Genomic DNA, 19,167 nt, shown 5'->3' with positions numbered 1-19,167 from the left:
GGGATCACCGCGGGGCTGGATCCGCCGCGCGGATGAGGGCGGTCAGTTGGGGGTGAACAGGCCCTGGATGCCGACGATGATGGCGATGATGCCGAAGACCGCGATCAGCAGGGCCGGGCCGGACAGATCGGCCGGGGCCGGGGCGGGGGCCGTCTGGGGTGACGTGGCGGTGGCGTGCTCGGGCGGGCTGCCGGCCGAGGGCCAGCCGATCCCGGGCGACGAGGTCCCGGAAGAAGCGGCGCCGGAAGAGGTAGTGCCGGAGGATGCGGCGGCGGTGACCAGGGGCTTCTTGCCGGTCAGGCGGTCCCAGGCGAGGATCACGCCGACCGCGATGCCGACCACCTCGAAGTGGAACAGGTGCGGCCCGGAGATCAGGTGGACGATCAGGTAGTAGCCCCCCGCGACCAGGGCGACGATCCCCACCAGCCACTGCCAGCGGGCCAGCGGCCCGGTGATCCGGGCGACGACCGGGAACCTGCCGAGGATCGGCAGGGCCAGCAGCAGTCCGCCGATGATGTTGGCGGCGTCGAGTAGCAGGGCCATCAGCATGTGGAGCCGACCTCCGATCATGGTCCGCGTCCGAGTTTAACTTGGAGCGCTCCCAAACGCATGTTGACGAGATCGAGACGCGGCTATACGTTCCGTGACATGCGGCGTCGTACCCTGCTGGGGGCCGCCTCCCCATTGCTGATCATCGATTCCGGACCGCCGCCACGACCCCGCTGGATCCATGCCTGGACCGCTGCTCCGCAGCTCACCGAACGCCACAACCTGCCACCGGAACCGTTCACCGCCCTGTCCGGCACCACCCTGCGGCAGACCGTGCGGGTCGGTCTCGGCGGCCGCGGGGTGCGGGTCCGGTTCGCCAACGTGTTCGGCGCCGGTGACCTGTCGATCGCCGCGGCCGCGGTCGCGGTGCCCGACGGCGGCCGGGCCGGTGCGGTGCGGATCGAACCCGGCAGCAGCCGTCCGCTGACCTTCGGCGGCGAGCGGGGTGTGACGGTTCCGGCCGGGGCGCAGGTGGTCTCCGACCCGGTCGACATGGCGCCGGCCGCACGGGCGAACCTCACGATCACCACGTACCTGCGGGAGGGTCTGGACGGCGGGCTGACGTCACATCCGGGATCCCGTACGACATCGTGGTTGATCGAAGGGGACCGGCACGCGGACGTGGAGTTGCCGGCCGCGGTGCCGATCGACCACTGGTACCTGATCAGCGGCGTCGAGGTGCTCACCACCGGCGCGTCGGCCCTGGTGATCCTGGGCGACTCGCTGACCGACGGCCGGGGATCGACGACGAACGGCAACAACCGCTGGCCCGACCTGCTGCAGGACCGGCTGCGCGACCCGGGACTGGCGATCCTGAACCAGGCGGCCGCGGGCAACCGCGTACTGCGCGACGGTCTGGGCCCGAACGCCCTGGCCCGCCTGGACCGGGACGTGCTCGCCATCGGTGGCGCCGCCCGCCTGCTGGTCTTCGCGGGGGTCAACGACCTGGGCACGACGGTGGCGTCGGAGGCGGCGCAGCGCCGGGTGGCCGCCGAGCTGATCGCCGGGTACCGGCAGATCGTGGTCCGGGCGCGGGCGTGCGGGCTGCGGACGTTCGGGGCCACGCTCACGCCGTTCGGCGGCAACATCTACGACGATCTCGCCGGCGTACGGGAGACCGCGCGCCAGTCGGTGAACAGCGCGATCCGGGGCGGGCTGTTCGAGGGGTACGCCGACTTCGACGAGGCGGTCCGTGATCCGGTCGCGCCGTGGCGGCTGCATCCGGGGTTCGACGCGGGTGATCACCTGCACCTGAACCCGGTGGGGCACGCCGCGCTGGCCGCCGCGGTGCCTACCCGGCTCGCCTCAGTGCCGGCCGGGTCAGCCAGGTAGCGATGAGCGCGACCACGCAGAGCCCGGCCAGGCTGAGGAATCCGGCCCGGAACGATCCGGTGCTGTCCTTGACGGCGCCCAGCGCGTAGACGAAGGCGAAACCGCCGAGGTTGGCCCAGAAGTTGCCGAGGCCGCTGATCAGGCCGGCGTTGCGATCACCGAGGACCTGCAACGGCAGGGCGAACAGCGGCCCGAAGTAGACCTGGATCGCCACCGAGATCAGCGCGACGACCCCGATCACACCCAGGATTCCCGGTACGTACGTCAACAGGCTCAGCCCGGCGGTGAGGATCGTCAGCGAGCCGCCGATCACCAGCAGCGGCCGGTTGATCCGGTCGGACAGGTAGCCGCCGAGGTAGTTGACCGGCGCGCTGATCGCCGACGCCACCGCCGCGACCAGCCCGGCGGTGGCCAGCGACTGCCCGCGGTCGACGACCAGATAGCTGGGCAGCCAGAACGTGAAGCCCTGGGCCACCGAGAGCCGGGTGAACTGGATGACCGCGGTGAGCTGGACGATCCGCTGCCGGAGCAGGCCGGGGATCTCCCGGAACCGGACCGGATCACCGGCCGGCTTCGGTGCCGACGGCGGGGCGAGGAAACGGTACAACCCGATGGTGAGCAGCCCGAACGCCGAGAAGATCAGGAACAGCAGCGGCCAGCCGAGCGGTCCGACGAGCAGCGGGCCGACCGCGCTGAGCAGGATGTTCGACGAGAAGCCGCCGACCACGTACAGGCCCATCGCACTGGCCCGCCGCCCCGGCGGGAACAGTTCGGTCATCAGCAGCATGCCGGGCATGAAGACCAGGGCGCGGAAGATCCCGGCCAGGGCCTGATCGATCAGGAGCAGCGGGTACGCGTCGAGCACGGCGAAGAGTGCGGACAGCACGTTCAGCCCGACCATGCCGATGATGAACAGCCGTCGCGGCGGGAACCGGTCGGCGAGATAACCGGACGGCACCTGCATCAGCGCGTACGTCAGGTTGCTCACCGCCGCCAGGGTGCCCGCCTCGGTGAAGCTGATGCCCAGATCGGTGCGGATCAACGGCAGGAACAACCCGATCCCGCCGAAGATCAGGCCGATGCAGCTCTGGCAGACGACCAGCAGCGTGATGACCGGCCGGCGCCGGGAGGAGGTGTCACTGATCGTCACTCGCGGATCCTAGACGGCTACCGTGCTGTCCATGCCTGTGAGCATCGACATGCCCGCTTATCTGACTCGTCTCGGTCTGCCCGAAATGGAGGACCATGAACCCAGCGTGACGGCTCTCGCCGCGTTGCACCGGGCACACGCCGAACGGGTGCCGTACGAGGTGCTGTGGATACCGCTGGGCCGTCAGGTCACGGTCTGCCCGCGCGAGGCGGTGGGCCGGATCCTGGCCGGGCGTGGCGGCTACTGCTACCACCTGAACGGGGCGTTCTCGCTCCTGCTGCGGGCTCTGGGTTATCGGGTCACCAGGCATGTCGGCGGTGTGCAGGGGTGGCGGGACGAGCAGGCCGGCGCGAACGGGGGCCACCTGGCGCTGACCGTCTCCGGGCTGCCGTCGGACGCGTCACCGGACGGGGAGTGGTTCGTCGACCTGGGCATGGGTGACGGTTTGCACGGGCCGTTGCCGCTGGTCACGGGGGAGTACGAGCAGGGGCCGTTCCGGTACGCGCTGCGGCCGTCGGAGGCGGAGCCGGGCGGCTGGCGGTTCGACCACGATCCGGTGGGGAGCTTCCGGGGCCTGGATTTCCGTACGGAAAAAGCAAGAATGTCGGATTTTGGGGTCAAGCACGAAGAAATGTCGACCTCGGCGACCTCGAGTTTTGTGCTGACTCCGATGGCCGCCCGGCGGGACGCGGCGGGGGTCGACGTGTTGCGGGCCCGGAATCTGCGCCGGATCGATGACGGTGACGTGCTGACCGAACTGGCGACCGAAAGTGAATATTTCGCGGCCCTCGACGGTGTTTTCGGCATGACGTTCGACGCGGCTGAGCGGGCGATTCTGTGGGAGCGCGCCTCCGCGGCGCACGACCGCTGGCTGCGGGAGAAGAAGCCCTGAGTTAACCTTGTGAAACCGGCTCTGGTTAGGTAAGGCTTGCCTTATTGGAGCTAAACGGAGGTTCAGGCGTGGGGGCACGCGAGGAATCAACCAGTTCTGTCGTCCTTGCCGAGAAGGTCGACATCGATGAACTTGCGGCGGTGTATCGACGGGTTCATGTCGCCGACCTGCACCTGATCGACCACAGTGAACCGTCGGTCGAGGACCGTCTGATCGCGACGGTGCGGGCGCCGGGAGCGCAGACCGCACTCGGCTATGTGGATGGTCAGCTGGTCGGTGCGGTGATGGGCTGTCCGCTGCCGGCCGAGACGCTGTGGTGGCGGGACCTGACCGATGTGGATGATCCGAAACTCGTCGAAGAGTGGGACGGGCGCACGTTCGCCATCTGTGAGGCGTTCGTCGACCCGGCCGCCCAACGGCACCGGATCGGGGTGCGGCTGTTCGCCGAACTCCTCGACCAGCGGACCGAGGAACGCACCTCACTCGCGGTCGCCGAGACCAACACGCGGGTGTGGCGCGCGCTGCAGGGCCTGAAGTTCCAGCACGTCGGGGATCTGATCCCGTTCCCCGGCTGGCGGTCGCACCGGATGCTGGTCCGGGCGCTGCCGCTCAGTTCGTCGCGATGACGTCACGATGATCCCGATCCGGTCCGGGGACGTGCTCCCGGGCCGGGGCGGGGCTGGATCGCGCGTTTCTCCGTCACGGGGTGGCCGTCGGCGCACACCACGTCCAGGGTCAGCTCGGCGCCACAGTCGCGGTGGGCGTACGAGATGGGGGGTCCTTCGGGGTCGGCCAGGTATCTGTTGCCCCACTCGGCCAGCGCGATCATCACCGGGTAGAGGTCGAAACCCTTCTCGGTGAGGCGGTACTCGTGGCGCAGGCGGGCGCCCGGCTCGCGGTACGGATCGCGGCGCAGCACCCCGTTCTCGACGAGCGTGTGCAGCCGGTTGGTGAGCACCTGGCGGGGGATGCCGGTGCGCACCCGCATGTCGTCGAAGCGGCGGATCCCGGCGAAGACCTCCCGGAGCACCACCAGGGTCCATTTCTCCCCGAGTACGCCCATCGCCCGCTCGATGGTGCAGTTGTCGACGGACCAGTTCAGGGCGACGGGAGATGTGCTCGGCACGCTCGGCATGTGGGAAAGGCTAAGTCTCGTTGACAGACGCAGCAAGCCTCTGCGAGCCTGCATCCATGACGCAGACTCAGGACGGCACGCGTACCCGCACGTTCGGCTGGTCCGACCCGGCCGAGCACGCGCATCTGGTGGGCCGGCGCAGCGGACTGGAACTGCTGCAGGCGATGTCCACCGGCGAGCTGCCGCCGCCCCCGGTCATGCACCTGATCGACGGGCGGAACATGCGCGCCGAGGAGGGCACCGTCACCGTCGAGCTCGACCCGCAGGAGTTCCACTACAACCCGCTCGGCACCGTGCACGGCGGTGTCCTGTCCACCCTGCTCGACACCGCCGCCGCCTGCTCGGTGCACAGCACCCTGCCGGCCGGGGTCGGCTACACCAGCATGGACCTGAACGTGAAGTTCCTGCGCCCGGCCACCATCGCCGGCGGCCGCCTGACCTGCACCGGCACCGTCCTGCAGCGGGGCCGCCGCACCGCCCTGGCCGAGGCCCGCATCACCGACACGGCCGGCCGCCTGATCGCCCACGCGACGTCCAGCTGCATGATCTTCGACCTGCCGGTCGCCTGACACGCCCGGCGCATGGTCCCCGGGCCGCCGCGCTAGCGCCGGCGGCGGTGGCCGGTGAGTAGTTCGGTGATCGGTAACGGGGCCGGGGCGGCGCGGCGGTCGGCTCGGGAGGCGATCGGGGCCCGGGGGTCGGCGAAGCGGCCGCCGAACCAGGCTCCGAAACCGGCTACCGCTACGCCTGTCACCTCCAGGAGCAGGAGGGCCGGCTCGGCGTTGCGGTCCGGGGAACGGGTTCTGGTCAGGGTCAGGACGGCGAAGACGATCAGGACGCCCACGTCCAGCAGGAGGCTCAGGAAACCGGTCCGGGACGCTGCCGGGCCGATCGCCGTCACCGCGTCGAAGCCGGTCGCGACCGTGGCCAGCAAGCCACCGGAGAGGCCGGCCAGCAGGTTCCAGAAAGCTACCGTGCCCACCATCGCCGGAGCGCCCAGGAGTGTCGCCAGGTCGAGGACGAACGCCATCCAGAAGAGGCCCAGCGGGAACATCAGCAACAGTGGCTGAATCCCGTGCCCGGAGATGCGGATGCGGCTCTGCATCACCTCAGCCTGGGGCGGTGGGCGCCGAACCGCGTCACCCGCACGGGGTGCACCCCGGTGCTGAGGGGTGAAAAGCAGCAAACCCTCAAGGCCCGCGCGGGCCCGCCGATGGTGCACGTCGTGGAACGCGGAACCCCGAGAGCGGGCCGGGAGTCGCGGCGGCAGTCGCTGCGGGCCTCGGCTGTCTACGGCGCGGTGCCGGGGGTCCTTTCGGCGGCGTACGCCATCAGCACCTGCCGGCTCCTTCTGCTCGTCGTCTCGGCCGCCCTGATCGGGTTCGCGCTGTTCGGCTGGGCGACGGCCGGGCTGGTGGCCCGGACCCGCTGGTGGATCTGGATCCAGCTGGCGGGCGCGGCGGTCAACCTGGCCGGGGCGGCGGCGCTGGCGCTGCTCGACAGCGGGCTGGGCGGGCCGCTCGGCTCGTTCATCCCGCTGACCGTGGTGCTGATGGCGATCGTGGTGCCACCGCGGGCGTTCGTGCTGGTCTCGGGACTGGGACTGGCCTCGTACGCCGTCGTCTGGATCTGGGGTGATCCGGCCCCGCCGGGTTATGCGCTGGTGCACGCGCTCGGCTACGGCTGCGTCGCGGTGCTGTGCCTGCGGCATTCGAGTGTGCTGGCGTCGTTGCGCCGGCGGCTGGCGAGCAGTTCCCGGACCGATCCGCTGACCGGCTGCCTGAACCGGCGCGGTTTCGACGACCGGGTGGCCGCCGTGCTCGCCGACGGCAACCCGGCGACCCTGGTGCTGTTGGACCTGGACCGGTTCAAGGAGGTCAACGACACGTACGGCCACCGCGCCGGCGACGATCTGCTGGCCTGGGTGGGGCAGGAACTGCGAGCAGATGACAGCAGCGTCGCGGGCCGGCTCGGCGGTGACGAGTTCGCGGTTCTGCTGACCGGCCCGGACACCGCGCAGCGGGTGGAGCGGCTGCGCCGGTGCGCGCCGTTGAGCCTGGGCCGGGCGGAGTTCCCGGCCGACGCCACCGACCTCACCGCGCTGACCCGGATCGCCGACGAGCGGCTCTACCAGGACAAGTTCGCGCGGGTACGCCGGACCCCGACCGCCGAGACGGTGGCGGCCGCCCGCGAGGGGGTGTGCCGGACCGCCGCCGACGAGGTGGAGGCGGGGGAGCGCCGTCGCCATTCGATCGCCGACCCGGGCTGGATGTCGATGACCCAGACCTGTGTGGCGCTGGTCTACGTGGTGCTGCCGGCCGCCGATCACCCGCACCGGTTCGGCCTGATCGCGCTGTCGGTGTGGGGTTTCCTGACCGGGCTGGCCGTGGTGGCGGGCGCGGGCTGGCTGAGCCGGTCGCGGGCGGCCCGGCCGTTGATGCTGGCGTTCGCGGGCAGCGCGTTCGTGAGCTGTGCGGCGGTCGCGACCCTGGACGGCGGGGTGGATCACGCGCTGGGTGTGGGGATGCTGCTGTCGATCCCGCTGCTGATGCTGGGCATGCGCCCGGTGGTGGCGGCCCCGGTGGCGCTGGTCGCCGGGGCGCTGTACCTGCTGGTGGGGCTGCGGGTCGGGGACGCCACCGGGTGGTACGTGGCGATCCACCTGCTGGGCACGGCGGCGGTGGCGTGGGCGTGTGCGATGCAGGGGCGGGCGGCGGCCCGGCAGCGGCGGATGCTGACCCGGCTGGCGCGGGTGGACGTGCTGACCGGGGTGCTGAACCGGCGGGGTTTCACCGAGCTGTTCACGCGTACGCCGAAAAGCCTGATGGTTCTGGATCTGAACGGCTTCAAACAGCTCAACGACACGCACGGGCACGCCGCCGGCGACGAATTGCTGACGTGGGTGGCCACCACGCTCGCGTCGTACGGGGAGGTGGGCCGGCTCGGTGGTGACGAGTTCGTGGTGCTGACCGCGGACCCGGACCCCGAGGGGATCCGCGAGGCGCTGGCGGCGCGCACCGGCGTGAGCGTCGGGGTCGCGGCCCCCGGTGTGGACGGCGACGACTTCGACAGCCTGTACGCGGTCGCCGACGCCCGCCTCTACCAGGAGAAACCTGTTCGCACCCGAGTGTGACCCGGGCATGCACCCGGACCGATCTGAAATGGGGTTCTCCTTCGATCAGATCGGACGTCATCTTGAAGCGTGTGCTCGTCATGCTCGCCGCGATCTCTTCCCTGGTGGTTGCCCAGCCCGGTGTGGCGCAGGCCGCCGCCGGCAGTGCCAAGTCGTACGCGTTCATGAGCCAGTCGCAGGGTTCCGGGCTGATCGCCCGCTGGGATCCGTGTGGCGGCGCGATCGACTACCGGGTGAACCTGGACCGGGCGCCGAAGGAGTCGCTGTCCGAGGTGAAGACGGCGATCAGCCGGATCAGCGCCGCGACCGGTCTGACCTTCCGGTACGCCGGCACCACGAGCGTCATTCCGCAGGCGGAGAAGGGGTACAACGGCACGTACCCGAAGGGCACCGAGATGGTGATCGCCTGGGTGAACCCGGGCAAGCAGAGTAAGTGGCTGCCGGCCGGGGCGCGGGCGCTGGGCATGGGCGGCGGCTCGTGGCAGTCGGCGTACACCGCGAACGGCGCGGACGCGCTGAAGATGGTCGAGGGCGCGGTCGTGCTGAACGCTCCCGGGGTGGCCAAGATGAAGCGCGGTTTCGGCGCGGCGAACGGCGGCGTGACCGGTGCGGTGCTGATGCACGAGATCGGGCACGCGATCGGTCTGGCGCACCCGGTGCAGGAGGACAAGAGCCAGATCATGTACCACACGATCACCTCGAAGAAGGCGGTCTGGGGCGCGGGCGACCTGGTCGGCCTGGACAAGCTGGGCAAGAAGTCCGGGTGCCTTTATGACGAGCGGTAAAAATGATTAACTTCGATTTATGCGGGCTCTCTTCGTAACACTTCTGCTGGTCGTGGTGGGGGTGTTCGTGCCGGCGCAATCCGCCGTCGCGGCCCCCACGGACTCCCGGGGACGGGAGATCGTGCTCCGCGGTTTCAACGTCTCCGGAAGCACCAAGCTGTACGAGAACGGTCTCCTGCCCTTCCGTAGCACCGCCGACGCGGCGGCCGCGGCCGCACGGATGCGTGACCTCACCGGCGCCAACGTGATCCGCTACCTGATCAGCTGGGAAGGCGTGCAGCCGGCCCGGGACCGGATCGACACCGCCTACCTGGACCGGGCCGCCGCCCAGATCCGGGAGTTCACCGACCGTGGCATCCGGGTCCTGATCGACTACCACCAGGACCTCTGGTCGTCGTACCTGTTCAACCAGGGCAGCTGGTACACCGGCGACGGCGCCCCGAAATGGGCCGTCGACGCGGGGAGCTACCCCACCGAGTCCTGCGGGATCTGCATCCTGTGGGGCCAGAACATGCTGACCAACAACGCGGTACGCGGGGCGGCGTACGACTTCTGGCGCAACAGGTACGGTCTGCAGGACGCCTACCTGACCCAGGCCCGCGCGATGCTCACCCACCTGCGGTCACGGGTCGACTATCCGATGGTGCTGGGGATCGATCCGTTCAACGAGCCGTTCGACGGCGGGCTGGACGGGGCGGCCGGCACCACCTGGGAAGCGAACTACCTGCTGCCGTTCTACCAGCGGTTCCGGGCCGCGATGGACGACACCGGCTGGTCCGACCGGCCGGTCTACGCCGAGCCGCTGGTCTTCTGGAACACCACGTTCGGCGAGGCCGGCGGCCTGTCCACGATCCCGCCGCTCGGCTCGCGCTACGTCTTCAACAGCCACTACTACGACGGCGCCCGGATCACCCTGGACCCGACCGCGGCCGGGGACGGCACGTACAGCGCGGCGATGAACCGGATCCGGGACCGCGCGACCGCGCTGAACACCACCGCGTTCGTCTCCGAGTTCGGCAACAGGATGGGCTCGTCGCGCACCCCGTGGATGATCAGGTCGATGTACCAGGGGCTGGACTCCCGGCTGTCCGGCGCGAACTTCTGGACCAACGCGAAGAACTCCGGGACGGTCCTGTCGGCCACCCAGTGGCAGTGGGACGTCTACAGCGGGCACCACAACGAGCTGATGAACCGGAACCCGAACAAGGTCCAGACCACCGGCGACGCCTGGAACGGCGAGGACCACTCGGTGATCGCGGACGGGGCGCTGCGACTCGACCCGCGGGTGCTCGACCGGCTCTTCCCCAGCGCGGTGGCCGGCAGCACCGTCGCGTTCGCCTACGAGGATCTGGCCCGCGAGGGTTTCGCCGGGTCCGGGCGGCAGCAGGCGTGGCTCACGGTTCCCGCCCGGCTCACCGCGATCAGTGGGCTCACTTCCGGGCGGCAGTACGGGGTACTCGTCTGGCGCGAGCCCCCGGCGGCACTCGGGGCGCCCACCGAACTGCATCTGCCCGCGAGTTTCCCGACCGGGCGGACCGTGGTCGTCTCCGACCTCGGCACCCGCTCCGGCCTGACCACCAGCGGCGTCATCGCCGTCGGCACCGAGCCGGGCGCCACCACGGCCCGCCGGTTGCTGCTGGACACGGCCGGGTCGGCGGCGGGCAGTGTGCACGTGGCGCTGGTCGTCAACGCCTCCGACGTGGCGTCGGTGCCGGCCGCCACGCTCACCGCGGCCCGGACCGAACTGCTGGCCTGGGCCGCCACCCTGTGAATCGGTCTCACGTATGACATGACATCTGCAACTGTGGACGACGTCGATCGGCAGCGACCCTTGACATCATGAACGTCCAGGTCCTGCCGATCACGTCCGCCGACGTGTCCCGGGTCGCGCACTTCCTGCACGCCCATCTCAACACCCGGATCAGCGCCGAGATGTGGGCGCGGTCGATCAGTCCCACGTGGAAGTCGGCCGCACCCAACCACGGCTACATGCTCCTCGCCGCCGGTCTCGTCGTCGGGGTCTATCTGGCCTTCTACGCCGACCGGACGGTCGGCGGGGTGCGCCAGCGGTTCTGCAACCTGGCCGGCTGGTGCGTGCTCCCCGAATACCGGCTGCTCGGCGTGAAACTGCTTCGGGCGCTGATCAGACAGCCGGGGTATCACTTCACCGATCTGTCCCCGAGCGGCAACGTCGTCCCGATCAACGAGCGCCTCGGGTTCCGGCACCTGGACAGCGCCCTGGTGGCCGTACCCAATCTGCCGTCGCCGCCGGTGCCCCGGCGCGGCCGGATCGTGACCGGCGACCCCAGGCGCATCGAGGATCTTCTCAGTGGTGACGTCCTGGAGCTGTACCGCGACCATCGGGACGCACCGGCCGCCCGGCACGTCGTCCTCGCCGACCCCGGTGGCGTCTGCTGGGCCGTCTTCCGGCACGACCGGCCCCGGAACCTGCCGTTCTTCGCCTCGCTCGTGCACGTCAGCGACCGGGCGGTGTTCCAGCGGATGTTCCGCCCGTTCACCGGGCACCTGCTGCTGCGCCACGGTGTCCCGGCGACCCTGCTGGAACCGCGGGTGGCCGGGTTCCGGCCGCGCGGCGCGATCGACGTGCGCACCGACCGCCGCCGGATGTTCCGCAGCGACATCCTGGAACCCCACCAGATCGATCTGCTCTACAGCGAACTGGTGACCGTTCCGTTCTGATCACCGGCAGTCACGGGTGGCGGAGTCGAACTGTTGGTTCCGTCACCCTTTAATCCCGAATTTGGCGCGCGGACACGTACACCGGGTAAATCGGTAGGCATGGAAGACCCGCGCTACGAGATCGAGCGAACCACCCACAAGACCGGCTCGACCGTCCACCTGCACCTGATCGGCGCCTTCGACCGCGACGCCAGCCGGGTGTTGCGCACCGGCATGCGGGACGCGTTCGCCTCCGGCCGCCGTGGTCTCCGCGTCATCGTCGACGTGGAGCGGGCCGAGTCCATCGGCAGCGAGTGCATCGACCTGCTGATGGTCGGTTACACCCGGGCGCTGCGCGCCGGCCACGGTTACGAGATCAGCAACGCGCACGGCCACGTCCGTCAGGCCCTCGCCCTGACCGGCCTGGTCGAGCCGGACACCCTTTACGCCCCGGTCTGGGCCGACGACCTCAACCGGGAGATCTCCGCCTGAGACCGGCGGCCACCCGCAACAGCCCGACCCCGAAGAGGAGCACCCCGGCGCCGCAGAAGAGGTACATGAGCAGGCCGAGCGTCGCCGAGTACGGCACCTCGGGACGGGATATGCCGTACCCGATCCGGACCGTGTCACCGGGTTTCTCGCCCTGGAAGAAGCCGGGGTCGTCGATGAGCAGACGCTCCGAGGCGTTCCGGTCCCACTCCACCCACACATAACAGGCATCGAACCAGCCCACACCGTCGAAGAGGGTGATCGGCCCACGCCGTTCACACTTCTCGACGGTGCCGACGCCACGGTCGGTCGTCCCGGTGAAGTCCGGCCCGGTGAACCGCCCGATCGTGGTCCCGGCGTTGAAGAGCAGCCAGCCGACCACGACGAGCATCAGCGTCAGCCGCATCGACGGGCGCCCACCCGCCCGCGGATCCGCCACCACCGACGCCTCCAGCTCCCTCGTCATGCCCGACATCCTCCCGCACGATGTCGAGGCCATGGTGGATCATTTGATCGGTGAGTGAATATCGGCTGGGGGAACCGCCACTTCTCGCCGCTCTGGACGGAGCCCGCAACGTGCTGATCGCCGGGGCGGGCGGTGGCTTCGACGTCTACGCCGGTCTGCCGCTGGCGATCGCCCTCTGGGACCGCGGCGTGACCGTCCACCTGGCGAACCTGGCGTTCACCGAACTGGAGCTGGTCGACCTGGACTCGTGGACGGCGCCCGGCATCGCGGCGGTCCGGCCGGACACCGACGGGCCCGACCACTACTTCCCGGAACGGACCCTGTCCCGCTGGCTGGCCGCGAACAAGCTGCCGTCGCTGGTGCACGCCTTCTTCCGGACCGGGGTGCAGCCGTTGCGCGGCGCCTACCAGCACCTGGTGGACTCGCTCGGGGTCGACGCGATCGTGCTCGTCGACGGCGGCACCGACATCCTGATGCGCGGCGACGAGACCGGCCTCGGCACCCCCGTCGAGGACATGACCAGCCTGGCCGCGGTCGCCGGGATCGACGTGCCGGTCCGGCTGGTGACCTGCCTCGGCTTCGGGATCGACTCGTACCACGGTGTGGTGCACACCCAGGTGCTGGAGAACCTGGCCGCCCTCGACCGGGACGGCGGTTACCTGGGCGCGCTGTCCATCCCGGGGCGCAGCCGGGAGGCGGTGCTCTACCGGTCGGCGGTCGCCGCGGCCCAGGCCGCCACCCCGATGCGGCCCAGCATCGTCAACGGGCAGATCGCTGCCGCGACCCAGGGCGAATTCGGCGACGTACGCTTCACCCGCCGCACCGCGGACAGCAAGCTGTTCGTCAACCCGCTGATGGCCGTCTACTTCACCGTCGACCTGGCCGCGCTGGCCGCCCGCTCGCTCTACCTGGACCGCATCGAGGAGACCGTCGGCATGCGCCAGGTGGCCACCCGCATCGAGGCCTTCCGCGAAGAGGTGACCCCCCGCCCACCCCGGGGCTTCCCGCACTAGGTCAATCCTTGACCGCGCCCTCGCGGGGGCCGATGCCGACCAGGTCGGGGCCGTCCACGTAGACCAGGCGGTCGTCGTCGGTGATCAGGACCGGGGCCGGGCCGGTCCAGCGGATCGCACGGCGCACCGGGTCGTAGAGCACCAGGCCGGAACCGGAGCCCAGCAGCCACATGCCGAACCTGGTCGACGTCGCCGACGGCTTGGCGATCGACGGTGGCGGGACACTCGCCGCCGTCCGGTCGGTGCTGTCGATCGACCGGTAACCCACCCCCGGCGTCCAGGTGATCCGGTCCGTGCCGGTCTCGATCAGGCGCTCGTCCTGGTCGAGTGGCAGGACACGGCCCGCACCGTCGTAGCCGTTCACCATCCGCAGTCCGCCCGGCACCGGGAGCGTCAGGGAGCCGGGCGAGTCGTCGTCGATCGCCGGCGCGGCCGTGTCGCAGGTGGTGATCACCTCGCGGGTCCAGACGACGGTGCCGCGGTCGACCCCGCGCAGCGTGGCGGCGCAGTCCGGGTCCTGCGGTGGCGTCCAGAGGATCTGCCGGTACAGGTCGGGGATCAGGCCGGTCACCCCGGCCGGTTTCCGCATCGTCCAGAGGACCTTCCCGTCCTCGGTGCCGACCGCGGAGACGGAACGGCGGCCCAGCAGAAACACGCAGTAACACATCTGCGGGCCCGCGGTGACCAGGGTGACCCGCTCGCCGACCCGCCGGGACCAGAGGCGCTGCCCGCGGGCCAGGCCCCACCCGGCCACGTCGCAGCCCTTGGTGTCGCACTCGGCGGTGAGCAGCGCGTCACCCTCCTCCTCGACGGCCACCTGCCCGGGGAACTCCCGCTCCCACCGCACGGTGCCCGCGGCCCGGTCCAGCACCCGGAACCGGCCCGGCCCGCGGACCAGCACCGCCGCCCCGGCCACCGACACCGACGAGGCGGACACCCGGTACCCGCCCGGCAGTTCATGCACCCAGCGCAGCCGCCCCGCCCCGGTCTCCACCGAGGCCAGCCGCCGGTCCGCGCCGATCAGGCCGCGCACCGGGTCGGCGAACGCCCAGACCGCGACCGGCGCCGGGATGCGCCAGCGCTCGACCAGCGGACCGCCGCCCCGCAGATCGGCCGCCGCCGGTCCGTAGCATCCGCCGAGCGCCAGCGCGGTGACGAGCAGGACAGCCGTCAACCGTCGTCGATACATGACTCCAGAATGGACCAGCGGCGTGCGGATTTCCGTCGCGCCGGCGGGTCCGTTGTGTGATCGTTGGCGGATGTCACGACCCACCCTGCACACCGAGCGGATGCGGATGGTCCCGCTCAGCGACGAGCACCTGGAGCTGGAGGTCGAGCTGGACGCCGACCCCGAGGTGTTGCGTTTCCTCTACGGGCGCGCCCGGAGCCGCGACGAGGTGCTCGAATCACATACGAAACGGCTGGTGGCGGGCGACCGTGGGGACGGGCTCGGCTACTGGATGGCGTTCGGGCCGGACGGCGAGTTCATCGGCCTGATGATGCTGCCGCCGAAACCCGAGCCGGGGGCGGCCGAACTCGGCTACCGGCTGTCACGCCGGGTCTGGCGCCGGGGTTACGCCAGCGAGGCGTCCCGTGAGCTGCTGCGATACGCCTTCGAGGAGGCCGGCCAGACCCGGGTGGTGGCCGAGACGATGACCATCAACGCCGGCTCGCGCGCGGTGATGGAGAAGGTCGGCCTGCGGTACGTGCGGACGTTCTTCCCCGACCTGCCGCCGATCCCGGGCTCGGACCAGGGCGAGGTGGAGTACGCGATCACCAGGGAGCAGTGGCTCGCCCGCGGATGACGACCGGGCGGATGATTCGGGCCCGGCGTCATCGGGGCTATCGTGTGCGGGTCGTCACCGGAAACGCCGAGGTCGGCATGGCTTGAACAGCGTGCGGGGAGACCATGGGTGAGCGGGTCAAGGTCCATTTCGACCTTCCACGGGACGACGCGGACTGGCCGCCGGTGTCGGTGGAGAGTGTCTGGGCCGAGCCGGTCGACGGCGACGTGGTCCGGCTGGACAACGTGCCCTGGTTCGTGCGCGGGATCGCGAACGGCGACCTGATCCGGGTCGAGCCGGACGGCGACGGCCGGCTCTGGGCCGCCGAGCTGGTGAAGTGGTCGGGCAACTGCACGATCCGGGTGGTGTCGTTCCGCACCGGGCCGCTGCACGGCTCGCTGCAGAGGGTGCTCGACGCGTTCCAGCCGTTCGGGGTCACCGGCGAGGGCTCCCAGCAGTACGGGCTGGTCGCCCTCGAGGTGCCGCCCGGCGCCGACCTGGCCTCGGTGCAGCGGGTGCTGCGGGCCGGCGCGCGGGACGGCTGGTGGGACTACGAGGAGGGCTGCGTCGGCGACGACTGGATCGCCGCCAGCCCTAGCTGAAGAACTCGACGAGCGGTTCCACGATGCGCGGGTGGGCGCGGTTCAGCGCGTCGTGGGCGCTCTTCGGGACCAGCAGTGTCCGGGCGTCCGGGAGCACCGACGCCAGCGCCTCGTTGATCTTCGGGTAGTAGCCGGGGCCGCCGGCACCGCACGCGAGCAGCACCTTCGCGGTGATCCCGGACCACTTCGAGGCCGGGCCGGCGTGCTCGAAGATCGAGTTCGACTCCTCGAACGTCAGGTGCAGCAGCTCGCCCATCATCTTTCCGATCGGGGTGCGCAGGAACGCCCGGCAGATCGCCGTCTGCACCCCGAGCGGCAGCCTGGACGCCGGTTGATGGGTGTTGATGCCCCGCCCGACCAGGGCGATCGCCCGGGCGGTGTCGCCGGCCTCCAGGGCGGCCCGGGCGCCCTCCAGCCAGGCGGTCGGGAACTGGTTGTCGACGTGGACCGCCGCGTCGTAGAGCGCCAGCCGCTCGATCGGCAGTTCCCGGGCCGCCTCCAGGGCGATGAAACCGCCGCCGCTGTGCCCGATCACGTTGACCGCGCCGGTCCGGTCGAGCACCGCGGCCAGGTCGTCGATGTCCTCCCGCATGTCGTACGGCCGGGTGCGGGCCGGGGCGTCCGCGCGGCCGCGCCGGTTGTAGAGGTGGATGGTGAACCGGTCCTCGAAGGCCGCCGCGATCCACCGGTAGACGCTGATGTCCACGCCGCCGCCGTGCAGGATCACGATCGCCGGGCCGCTGCCTCGGGTGTGCACCGGGATGGTCGCCCCGTCTCGTGCCTCGATCATCTCGCCTCCCTGGGTTGGGTCGCGTAAACCGCGAACGCTGTTCGCAGTTTACAGTGGTCCGGGTGAGCGACGCACCCCCGATCTGGAACCGCCCGCAACGTGGCAGCCGCGGACCGCAGGCCACCCACAGCCGGGCGGAGATCGTGCAGGCCGCGATCGGTCTCGCCGACGCGGACGGGCTGGACGCGGTCTCGATGCGGGCGGTCGCCGCCGCGCTCGGCACCGGCGCGGGCACGCTCTACCGGCACCTGTCGTCCCGCGACGACCTGCTCGACCTGATGGCCGACCGGGTCGTCGGCGAACTGCGGCCCCACCCCGGCGCCGGTGCCGACTGGACCGAGGCGCTCCTCGGCCTGGCCCGGCTGCAACTCGGCCTGTACCGGCGGCACCCGTGGCTGATCGAGGTGCTGCCCCGGACCAGCGGTTTCGGGCCGGAAGCACTCGGCTGGTTCGACCACTGCCTGGGGGTGCTGGCCCCGGTGCCGGCCGACAACGCCGCCAAGTTCGAGACGCTCGCCCTGATGACCGGCGTGGTGACCCTCTTCGCCCGGTCCGAGCGGTCGGCGCCGCCGCCGGCCTTCACGGCGCTGGACGTCACGGCGTACCCCAACCTGGTCGTCGCCATCGGCGACCCGGGCACGCCCCGCCCGGATCTCTTCGAACGGACCTTGCGCGGGCTCTTCTCGGCCCTTCTCTAGGATCAACGCCATGAACGATGCAGTGGATGGGCCGGTCACCGCGGTGCGCGTGGAGTGGACCGGAATGCGATACAAACTTCATCTGGTCCGGGGCAGCAACGGCATCACCGTCGTCGACGGGGGAGCCCGGCCGACCGAGGTGATGACCGCGCTGACGTCGCGGGGCCTGTCGAAGGAGGACGCGGAGCACTGCGTTCGTGAGGTGGAGCCCGGCTTCCGCGCCCTCTGACCCTTCCGAGCCCCTAGCTGTCGAACGAGAAACCGAACGCGTTGGCCGCTTTCAGGATGAAACCGTCGCGGCCACCGTTGCGGTCCGACCGGGCGATGGCGCCGCGGATCACCTGGACCGCCGGATAGAGCACCGGCTCCGGCGGCACCGGCAGCGGCTTGCGTTTCGCCATCCGCATCCGGGTCCGGACGGTGTCCCGCCCGTCCAGCAGGTCGAGCATGACCGTCGCGCCGTACCTGGTGGCGGCCACCCCCAAACCGGTGAACCCGCTGCTGTACGCCACCTTGCCGCCCATCGCCCGGCCCTGGAACGCGGCCAGCTGCGTGCACATGTCGATCATGCCGCCCCAGGCGTGGCTGAACCGTACGTCCCCGAGCTGCGGGAACGTCTGCATGAAGTGGTCGGCGAGCCGGGCGAACGTCTCCGGGTTCTGGTCGTGCTCGGGCCGGATGGCGCCACCCCTGTGGTAGACCACGTCGTAGCCGCCCCACAGGATCCGGTTGTCCGAGGTCTTCCGGTAGTAGTGGAACTGGCGTGACGAGTCGGAGATGCCGAAGTTCCGGTGCCAGCCGATCGCGTCGATCTGGGCATCGGTCAGCGGCTCGGTCATCAGCACGTAGTCGTAGACCGGCACGGTCAGCAGCCGGTTGCGTTTGAGCAGCGACGGGAACCCGTTGGTGGCCAGCGCCACGTGCCGGGCCTCGATGCTGCCCGCCCAGGTGGCCGCCCGCACACTTCTCTGCAGATCCTTGATCTCGGTGACCGGGGTGTTCTCGAAGATCCGCACGCCCAGCCGCAGGCACGCCGCCTTCAGCCCCCAGGCCAGCTTCGCCGGGTTGACCAGGGCGGCGCCCTCGCGCTGCAGCAGGCCGGCCCGGAACAGCGGCGAGCGCACCATCGAGCCGAGCTGCTCCCGGTCGTAGAACGTCGTCGTCCCGCCGTCGGCCGCGCGCAGCTCGTCGACCTGGTGCGGCTCGGTGGCCACCGCCATGACGCCGTCCTTGACGAACTCGGCGTCGATGTCGTGCCGGATCAGCGCCGCCTCGAACCCGGCGAAGTTCTCCGCGGCCAGGGCGTCCAGGATCGGCAGCTCGTCGGCGAAGTGCCGGCGCCCGTTCTCGGCGCCGTGGGTGAGGCTCGCCTCGACGAACCCGCCGTTGCGGCCGCTCGCCGCCCACGCGATCTCATTGCCCTCGACCAGCACGACGTCGCGCTCCGGGGCGGTCTCCTTGGCGATCAGTGCCGTCCACAGTCCGCAGTAGCCCCCGCCGATCACCAGCAGATCGGCCGTGGTCGAACCGGTGAGAGCGGGCTCCGGGGCGGGGCGACCGGGGTCCTCCAGCCAGAAGGGAGTCCGGACCGCGCCGGCCAGGGCCTCGCGGATGCGTTTCTCGTCGGTACGGAGGGCCAGATCATAAGCGGGGGGTGTGGCCGCCATGGT

Annotated in this window: 22 protein-coding genes; 14 read left to right on the top strand and 8 right to left on the bottom strand. The window is 70.7% G+C overall.

Going from position 1 to position 19,167, the window contains the following annotated elements; translation table 11 throughout:
- Nucleotides 1–42 precede the first annotated feature (42 nt).
- Complete coding sequence (locus tag Aco03nite_RS13715; RefSeq protein ID WP_203795459.1) at nucleotides 43–549, bottom strand: hypothetical protein; 507 nt, start codon at nucleotides 547–549, stop codon at nucleotides 43–45.
- Between the two features lie 99 nt (nucleotides 550–648).
- Here Aco03nite_RS13715 and Aco03nite_RS13710 point away from each other — a divergent pair, with 99 nt between their 5' ends.
- The gene (locus Aco03nite_RS13710) at nucleotides 649–1,881 is read left to right on the top strand and encodes an SGNH/GDSL hydrolase family protein (protein ID WP_203795433.1); all 1,233 of its coding nucleotides are present in this window, start codon (nucleotides 649–651) and stop codon (nucleotides 1,879–1,881) included.
- Here Aco03nite_RS13710 and Aco03nite_RS13705 read toward each other — a convergent pair.
- Complete coding sequence (locus Aco03nite_RS13705) at nucleotides 1,841–3,031, bottom strand: MFS transporter (protein ID WP_239145132.1); 1,191 nt, start codon at nucleotides 3,029–3,031, stop codon at nucleotides 1,841–1,843. The two genes, Aco03nite_RS13710 and Aco03nite_RS13705, sit on opposite strands and share 41 nt — an antisense overlap.
- 31 nt (nucleotides 3,032–3,062) lie before the next feature.
- On the opposite strand from Aco03nite_RS13705, the gene Aco03nite_RS13700 reads away from it, so the two are divergent.
- Together Aco03nite_RS13700 and Aco03nite_RS13695 are read left to right on the top strand one after the other, a co-directional pair.
- Nucleotides 3,063–3,923 (top strand): arylamine N-acetyltransferase family protein, encoded by an 861-nt coding sequence (locus Aco03nite_RS13700; protein WP_203795432.1) that lies wholly within the window; start codon nucleotides 3,063–3,065, stop codon nucleotides 3,921–3,923.
- A gap of 140 nt (nucleotides 3,924–4,063) precedes the next feature.
- Entirely contained in the window at nucleotides 4,064–4,549 is a 486-nt protein-coding gene (locus Aco03nite_RS13695; protein WP_239145131.1) for a GNAT family N-acetyltransferase, read from the top strand.
- A 2-nt stretch (nucleotides 4,550–4,551) separates the two neighbouring features.
- On the opposite strand, the gene Aco03nite_RS13690 is transcribed toward Aco03nite_RS13695, so the two are convergent.
- Nucleotides 4,552–5,058: a winged helix-turn-helix transcriptional regulator gene (locus Aco03nite_RS13690; protein ID WP_203795430.1), complete on the bottom strand. Its 507-nt coding sequence runs from the start codon at nucleotides 5,056–5,058 to the stop codon at nucleotides 4,552–4,554.
- Nucleotides 5,059–5,114: 56 nt separating this feature from the next.
- On the opposite strand from Aco03nite_RS13690, the gene Aco03nite_RS13685 reads away from it, so the two are divergent.
- A complete protein-coding gene (locus Aco03nite_RS13685) occupies nucleotides 5,115–5,627 on the top strand; it encodes a PaaI family thioesterase (protein ID WP_203795429.1) in 513 nt (170 codons plus the stop codon).
- Nucleotides 5,628–5,659: 32 nt separating this feature from the next.
- Here the strand turns inward: Aco03nite_RS13685 and Aco03nite_RS13680 are convergent, their stop codons facing one another.
- Complete coding sequence (locus Aco03nite_RS13680) at nucleotides 5,660–6,163, bottom strand: DUF2231 domain-containing protein (protein ID WP_203795428.1); 504 nt, start codon at nucleotides 6,161–6,163, stop codon at nucleotides 5,660–5,662.
- A 57-nt stretch (nucleotides 6,164–6,220) separates the two neighbouring features.
- Here Aco03nite_RS13680 and Aco03nite_RS52875 point away from each other — a divergent pair, with 57 nt between their 5' ends.
- From Aco03nite_RS52875 to Aco03nite_RS13650, 5 genes are all read left to right on the top strand, one after another.
- Nucleotides 6,221–8,191, top strand: a complete 1,971-nt coding sequence (locus tag Aco03nite_RS52875) for a GGDEF domain-containing protein (RefSeq protein WP_275415860.1) — start codon at nucleotides 6,221–6,223, stop codon at nucleotides 8,189–8,191.
- A 71-nt stretch (nucleotides 8,192–8,262) separates the two neighbouring features.
- A complete protein-coding gene (locus Aco03nite_RS13665) occupies nucleotides 8,263–8,976 on the top strand; it encodes a matrixin family metalloprotease (RefSeq protein ID WP_239145134.1) in 714 nt (237 codons plus the stop codon).
- Nucleotides 8,977–8,995: 19 nt separating this feature from the next.
- On the top strand, nucleotides 8,996–10,747 hold the full coding sequence (locus tag Aco03nite_RS13660; RefSeq protein ID WP_203795426.1) for a cellulase family glycosylhydrolase: 1,752 nt from the start codon (nucleotides 8,996–8,998) through the stop codon (nucleotides 10,745–10,747).
- A 68-nt stretch (nucleotides 10,748–10,815) separates the two neighbouring features.
- Nucleotides 10,816–11,676 (top strand): hypothetical protein, encoded by an 861-nt coding sequence (locus Aco03nite_RS13655; RefSeq protein ID WP_203795425.1) that lies wholly within the window; start codon nucleotides 10,816–10,818, stop codon nucleotides 11,674–11,676.
- Nucleotides 11,677–11,775: 99 nt separating this feature from the next.
- Nucleotides 11,776–12,147, top strand: a complete 372-nt coding sequence (locus Aco03nite_RS13650) for an STAS domain-containing protein (RefSeq protein WP_203795424.1) — start codon at nucleotides 11,776–11,778, stop codon at nucleotides 12,145–12,147.
- Here Aco03nite_RS13650 and Aco03nite_RS13645 read toward each other — a convergent pair.
- A complete protein-coding gene (locus Aco03nite_RS13645; RefSeq protein ID WP_203795423.1) occupies nucleotides 12,125–12,610 on the bottom strand; it encodes a DUF6346 domain-containing protein in 486 nt (161 codons plus the stop codon). The two genes, Aco03nite_RS13650 and Aco03nite_RS13645, sit on opposite strands and share 23 nt — an antisense overlap.
- A 50-nt stretch (nucleotides 12,611–12,660) precedes the next feature.
- Here Aco03nite_RS13645 and Aco03nite_RS13640 point away from each other — a divergent pair, with 50 nt between their 5' ends.
- The gene (locus tag Aco03nite_RS13640) at nucleotides 12,661–13,623 is read left to right on the top strand and encodes a DUF1152 domain-containing protein (RefSeq protein WP_239145130.1); all 963 of its coding nucleotides are present in this window, start codon (nucleotides 12,661–12,663) and stop codon (nucleotides 13,621–13,623) included.
- Nucleotide 13,624: 1 nt separating this feature from the next.
- Here the strand turns inward: Aco03nite_RS13640 and Aco03nite_RS13635 are convergent, their stop codons facing one another.
- Entirely contained in the window at nucleotides 13,625–14,812 is a 1,188-nt protein-coding gene (locus Aco03nite_RS13635) for a PQQ-binding-like beta-propeller repeat protein (RefSeq protein WP_203795422.1), read from the bottom strand.
- A 70-nt stretch (nucleotides 14,813–14,882) separates the two neighbouring features.
- Between Aco03nite_RS13635 and Aco03nite_RS13630 the strand changes: the two genes are divergently transcribed.
- Nucleotides 14,883–15,428 (top strand): GNAT family N-acetyltransferase, encoded by a 546-nt coding sequence (locus Aco03nite_RS13630; RefSeq protein WP_203795421.1) that lies wholly within the window; start codon nucleotides 14,883–14,885, stop codon nucleotides 15,426–15,428.
- Nucleotides 15,429–15,532: 104 nt separating this feature from the next.
- Nucleotides 15,533–16,009: a DUF4265 domain-containing protein gene (locus tag Aco03nite_RS13625; protein ID WP_203795420.1), complete on the top strand. Its 477-nt coding sequence runs from the start codon at nucleotides 15,533–15,535 to the stop codon at nucleotides 16,007–16,009.
- Here Aco03nite_RS13625 and Aco03nite_RS13620 read toward each other — a convergent pair.
- Nucleotides 16,002–16,799, bottom strand: a complete 798-nt coding sequence (locus tag Aco03nite_RS13620; protein ID WP_203795419.1) for an alpha/beta fold hydrolase — start codon at nucleotides 16,797–16,799, stop codon at nucleotides 16,002–16,004. The genes Aco03nite_RS13625 and Aco03nite_RS13620 overlap by 8 nt on opposite strands.
- A gap of 62 nt (nucleotides 16,800–16,861) precedes the next feature.
- Here Aco03nite_RS13620 and Aco03nite_RS13615 point away from each other — a divergent pair, with 62 nt between their 5' ends.
- Together Aco03nite_RS13615 and Aco03nite_RS13610 are read left to right on the top strand one after the other, a co-directional pair.
- Nucleotides 16,862–17,497, top strand: coding sequence for a TetR/AcrR family transcriptional regulator (locus Aco03nite_RS13615; protein ID WP_239145129.1), 636 nt, complete (start codon nucleotides 16,862–16,864; stop codon nucleotides 17,495–17,497).
- Nucleotides 17,498–17,507: 10 nt separating this feature from the next.
- The gene (locus Aco03nite_RS13610; RefSeq protein WP_203795417.1) at nucleotides 17,508–17,726 is read left to right on the top strand and encodes a hypothetical protein; all 219 of its coding nucleotides are present in this window, start codon (nucleotides 17,508–17,510) and stop codon (nucleotides 17,724–17,726) included.
- 13 nt (nucleotides 17,727–17,739) lie between these two features.
- Here Aco03nite_RS13610 and Aco03nite_RS13605 read toward each other — a convergent pair whose 3' ends face one another.
- Entirely contained in the window at nucleotides 17,740–19,164 is a 1,425-nt protein-coding gene (locus Aco03nite_RS13605; protein ID WP_203795416.1) for an NAD(P)/FAD-dependent oxidoreductase, read from the bottom strand.
- Nucleotides 19,165–19,167 lie beyond the last annotated feature (3 nt).

It is taken from the genome of Actinoplanes couchii, from assembly GCF_016862075.1.
Classification (GTDB): Bacteria; Actinomycetota; Actinomycetes; order Mycobacteriales; family Micromonosporaceae; genus Actinoplanes; species Actinoplanes couchii.
The sequence above is the reverse complement of the archived record's forward strand: the minus strand, read 5'-3'. Positions and strand labels throughout refer to the sequence as shown.

What these genes read in the sequence shown, in the direction of transcription:
- Aco03nite_RS13685 (WP_203795429.1), top strand. Translation starts at nt 5,115, where the DNA reads ATGACGCAGACTCAGGACGGCACGCGTACCCGCACGTTCGGCTGGTCC.
- Aco03nite_RS13690 (WP_203795430.1), bottom strand. Translation starts at nt 5,058, where the DNA reads ATGCCGAGCGTGCCGAGCACATCTCCCGTCGCCCTGAACTGGTCCGTC.
- Aco03nite_RS13635 (WP_203795422.1), bottom strand. Translation starts at nt 14,812, where the DNA reads ATGTATCGACGACGGTTGACGGCTGTCCTGCTCGTCACCGCGCTGGCG.
- Aco03nite_RS13645 (WP_203795423.1), bottom strand. Translation starts at nt 12,610, where the DNA reads ATGACGAGGGAGCTGGAGGCGTCGGTGGTGGCGGATCCGCGGGCGGGT.
- Aco03nite_RS13680 (WP_203795428.1), bottom strand. Translation starts at nt 6,163, where the DNA reads ATGCAGAGCCGCATCCGCATCTCCGGGCACGGGATTCAGCCACTGTTG.
- Aco03nite_RS13620 (WP_203795419.1), bottom strand. Translation starts at nt 16,799, where the DNA reads ATGATCGAGGCACGAGACGGGGCGACCATCCCGGTGCACACCCGAGGC.
- Aco03nite_RS13660 (WP_203795426.1), top strand. Translation starts at nt 8,996, where the DNA reads ATGCGGGCTCTCTTCGTAACACTTCTGCTGGTCGTGGTGGGGGTGTTC.
- Aco03nite_RS13630 (WP_203795421.1), top strand. Translation starts at nt 14,883, where the DNA reads ATGTCACGACCCACCCTGCACACCGAGCGGATGCGGATGGTCCCGCTC.
- Aco03nite_RS13610 (WP_203795417.1), top strand. Translation starts at nt 17,508, where the DNA reads ATGAACGATGCAGTGGATGGGCCGGTCACCGCGGTGCGCGTGGAGTGG.
- Aco03nite_RS13650 (WP_203795424.1), top strand. Translation starts at nt 11,776, where the DNA reads ATGGAAGACCCGCGCTACGAGATCGAGCGAACCACCCACAAGACCGGC.
- Aco03nite_RS13605 (WP_203795416.1), bottom strand. Translation starts at nt 19,164, where the DNA reads ATGGCGGCCACACCCCCCGCTTATGATCTGGCCCTCCGTACCGACGAG.
- Aco03nite_RS13710 (WP_203795433.1), top strand. Translation starts at nt 649, where the DNA reads ATGCGGCGTCGTACCCTGCTGGGGGCCGCCTCCCCATTGCTGATCATC.
- Aco03nite_RS13700 (WP_203795432.1), top strand. Translation starts at nt 3,063, where the DNA reads ATGCCTGTGAGCATCGACATGCCCGCTTATCTGACTCGTCTCGGTCTG.
- Aco03nite_RS13655 (WP_203795425.1), top strand. Translation starts at nt 10,816, where the DNA reads ATGAACGTCCAGGTCCTGCCGATCACGTCCGCCGACGTGTCCCGGGTC.
- Aco03nite_RS13625 (WP_203795420.1), top strand. Translation starts at nt 15,533, where the DNA reads ATGGGTGAGCGGGTCAAGGTCCATTTCGACCTTCCACGGGACGACGCG.
- Aco03nite_RS13715 (WP_203795459.1), bottom strand. Translation starts at nt 549, where the DNA reads ATGCTGATGGCCCTGCTACTCGACGCCGCCAACATCATCGGCGGACTG.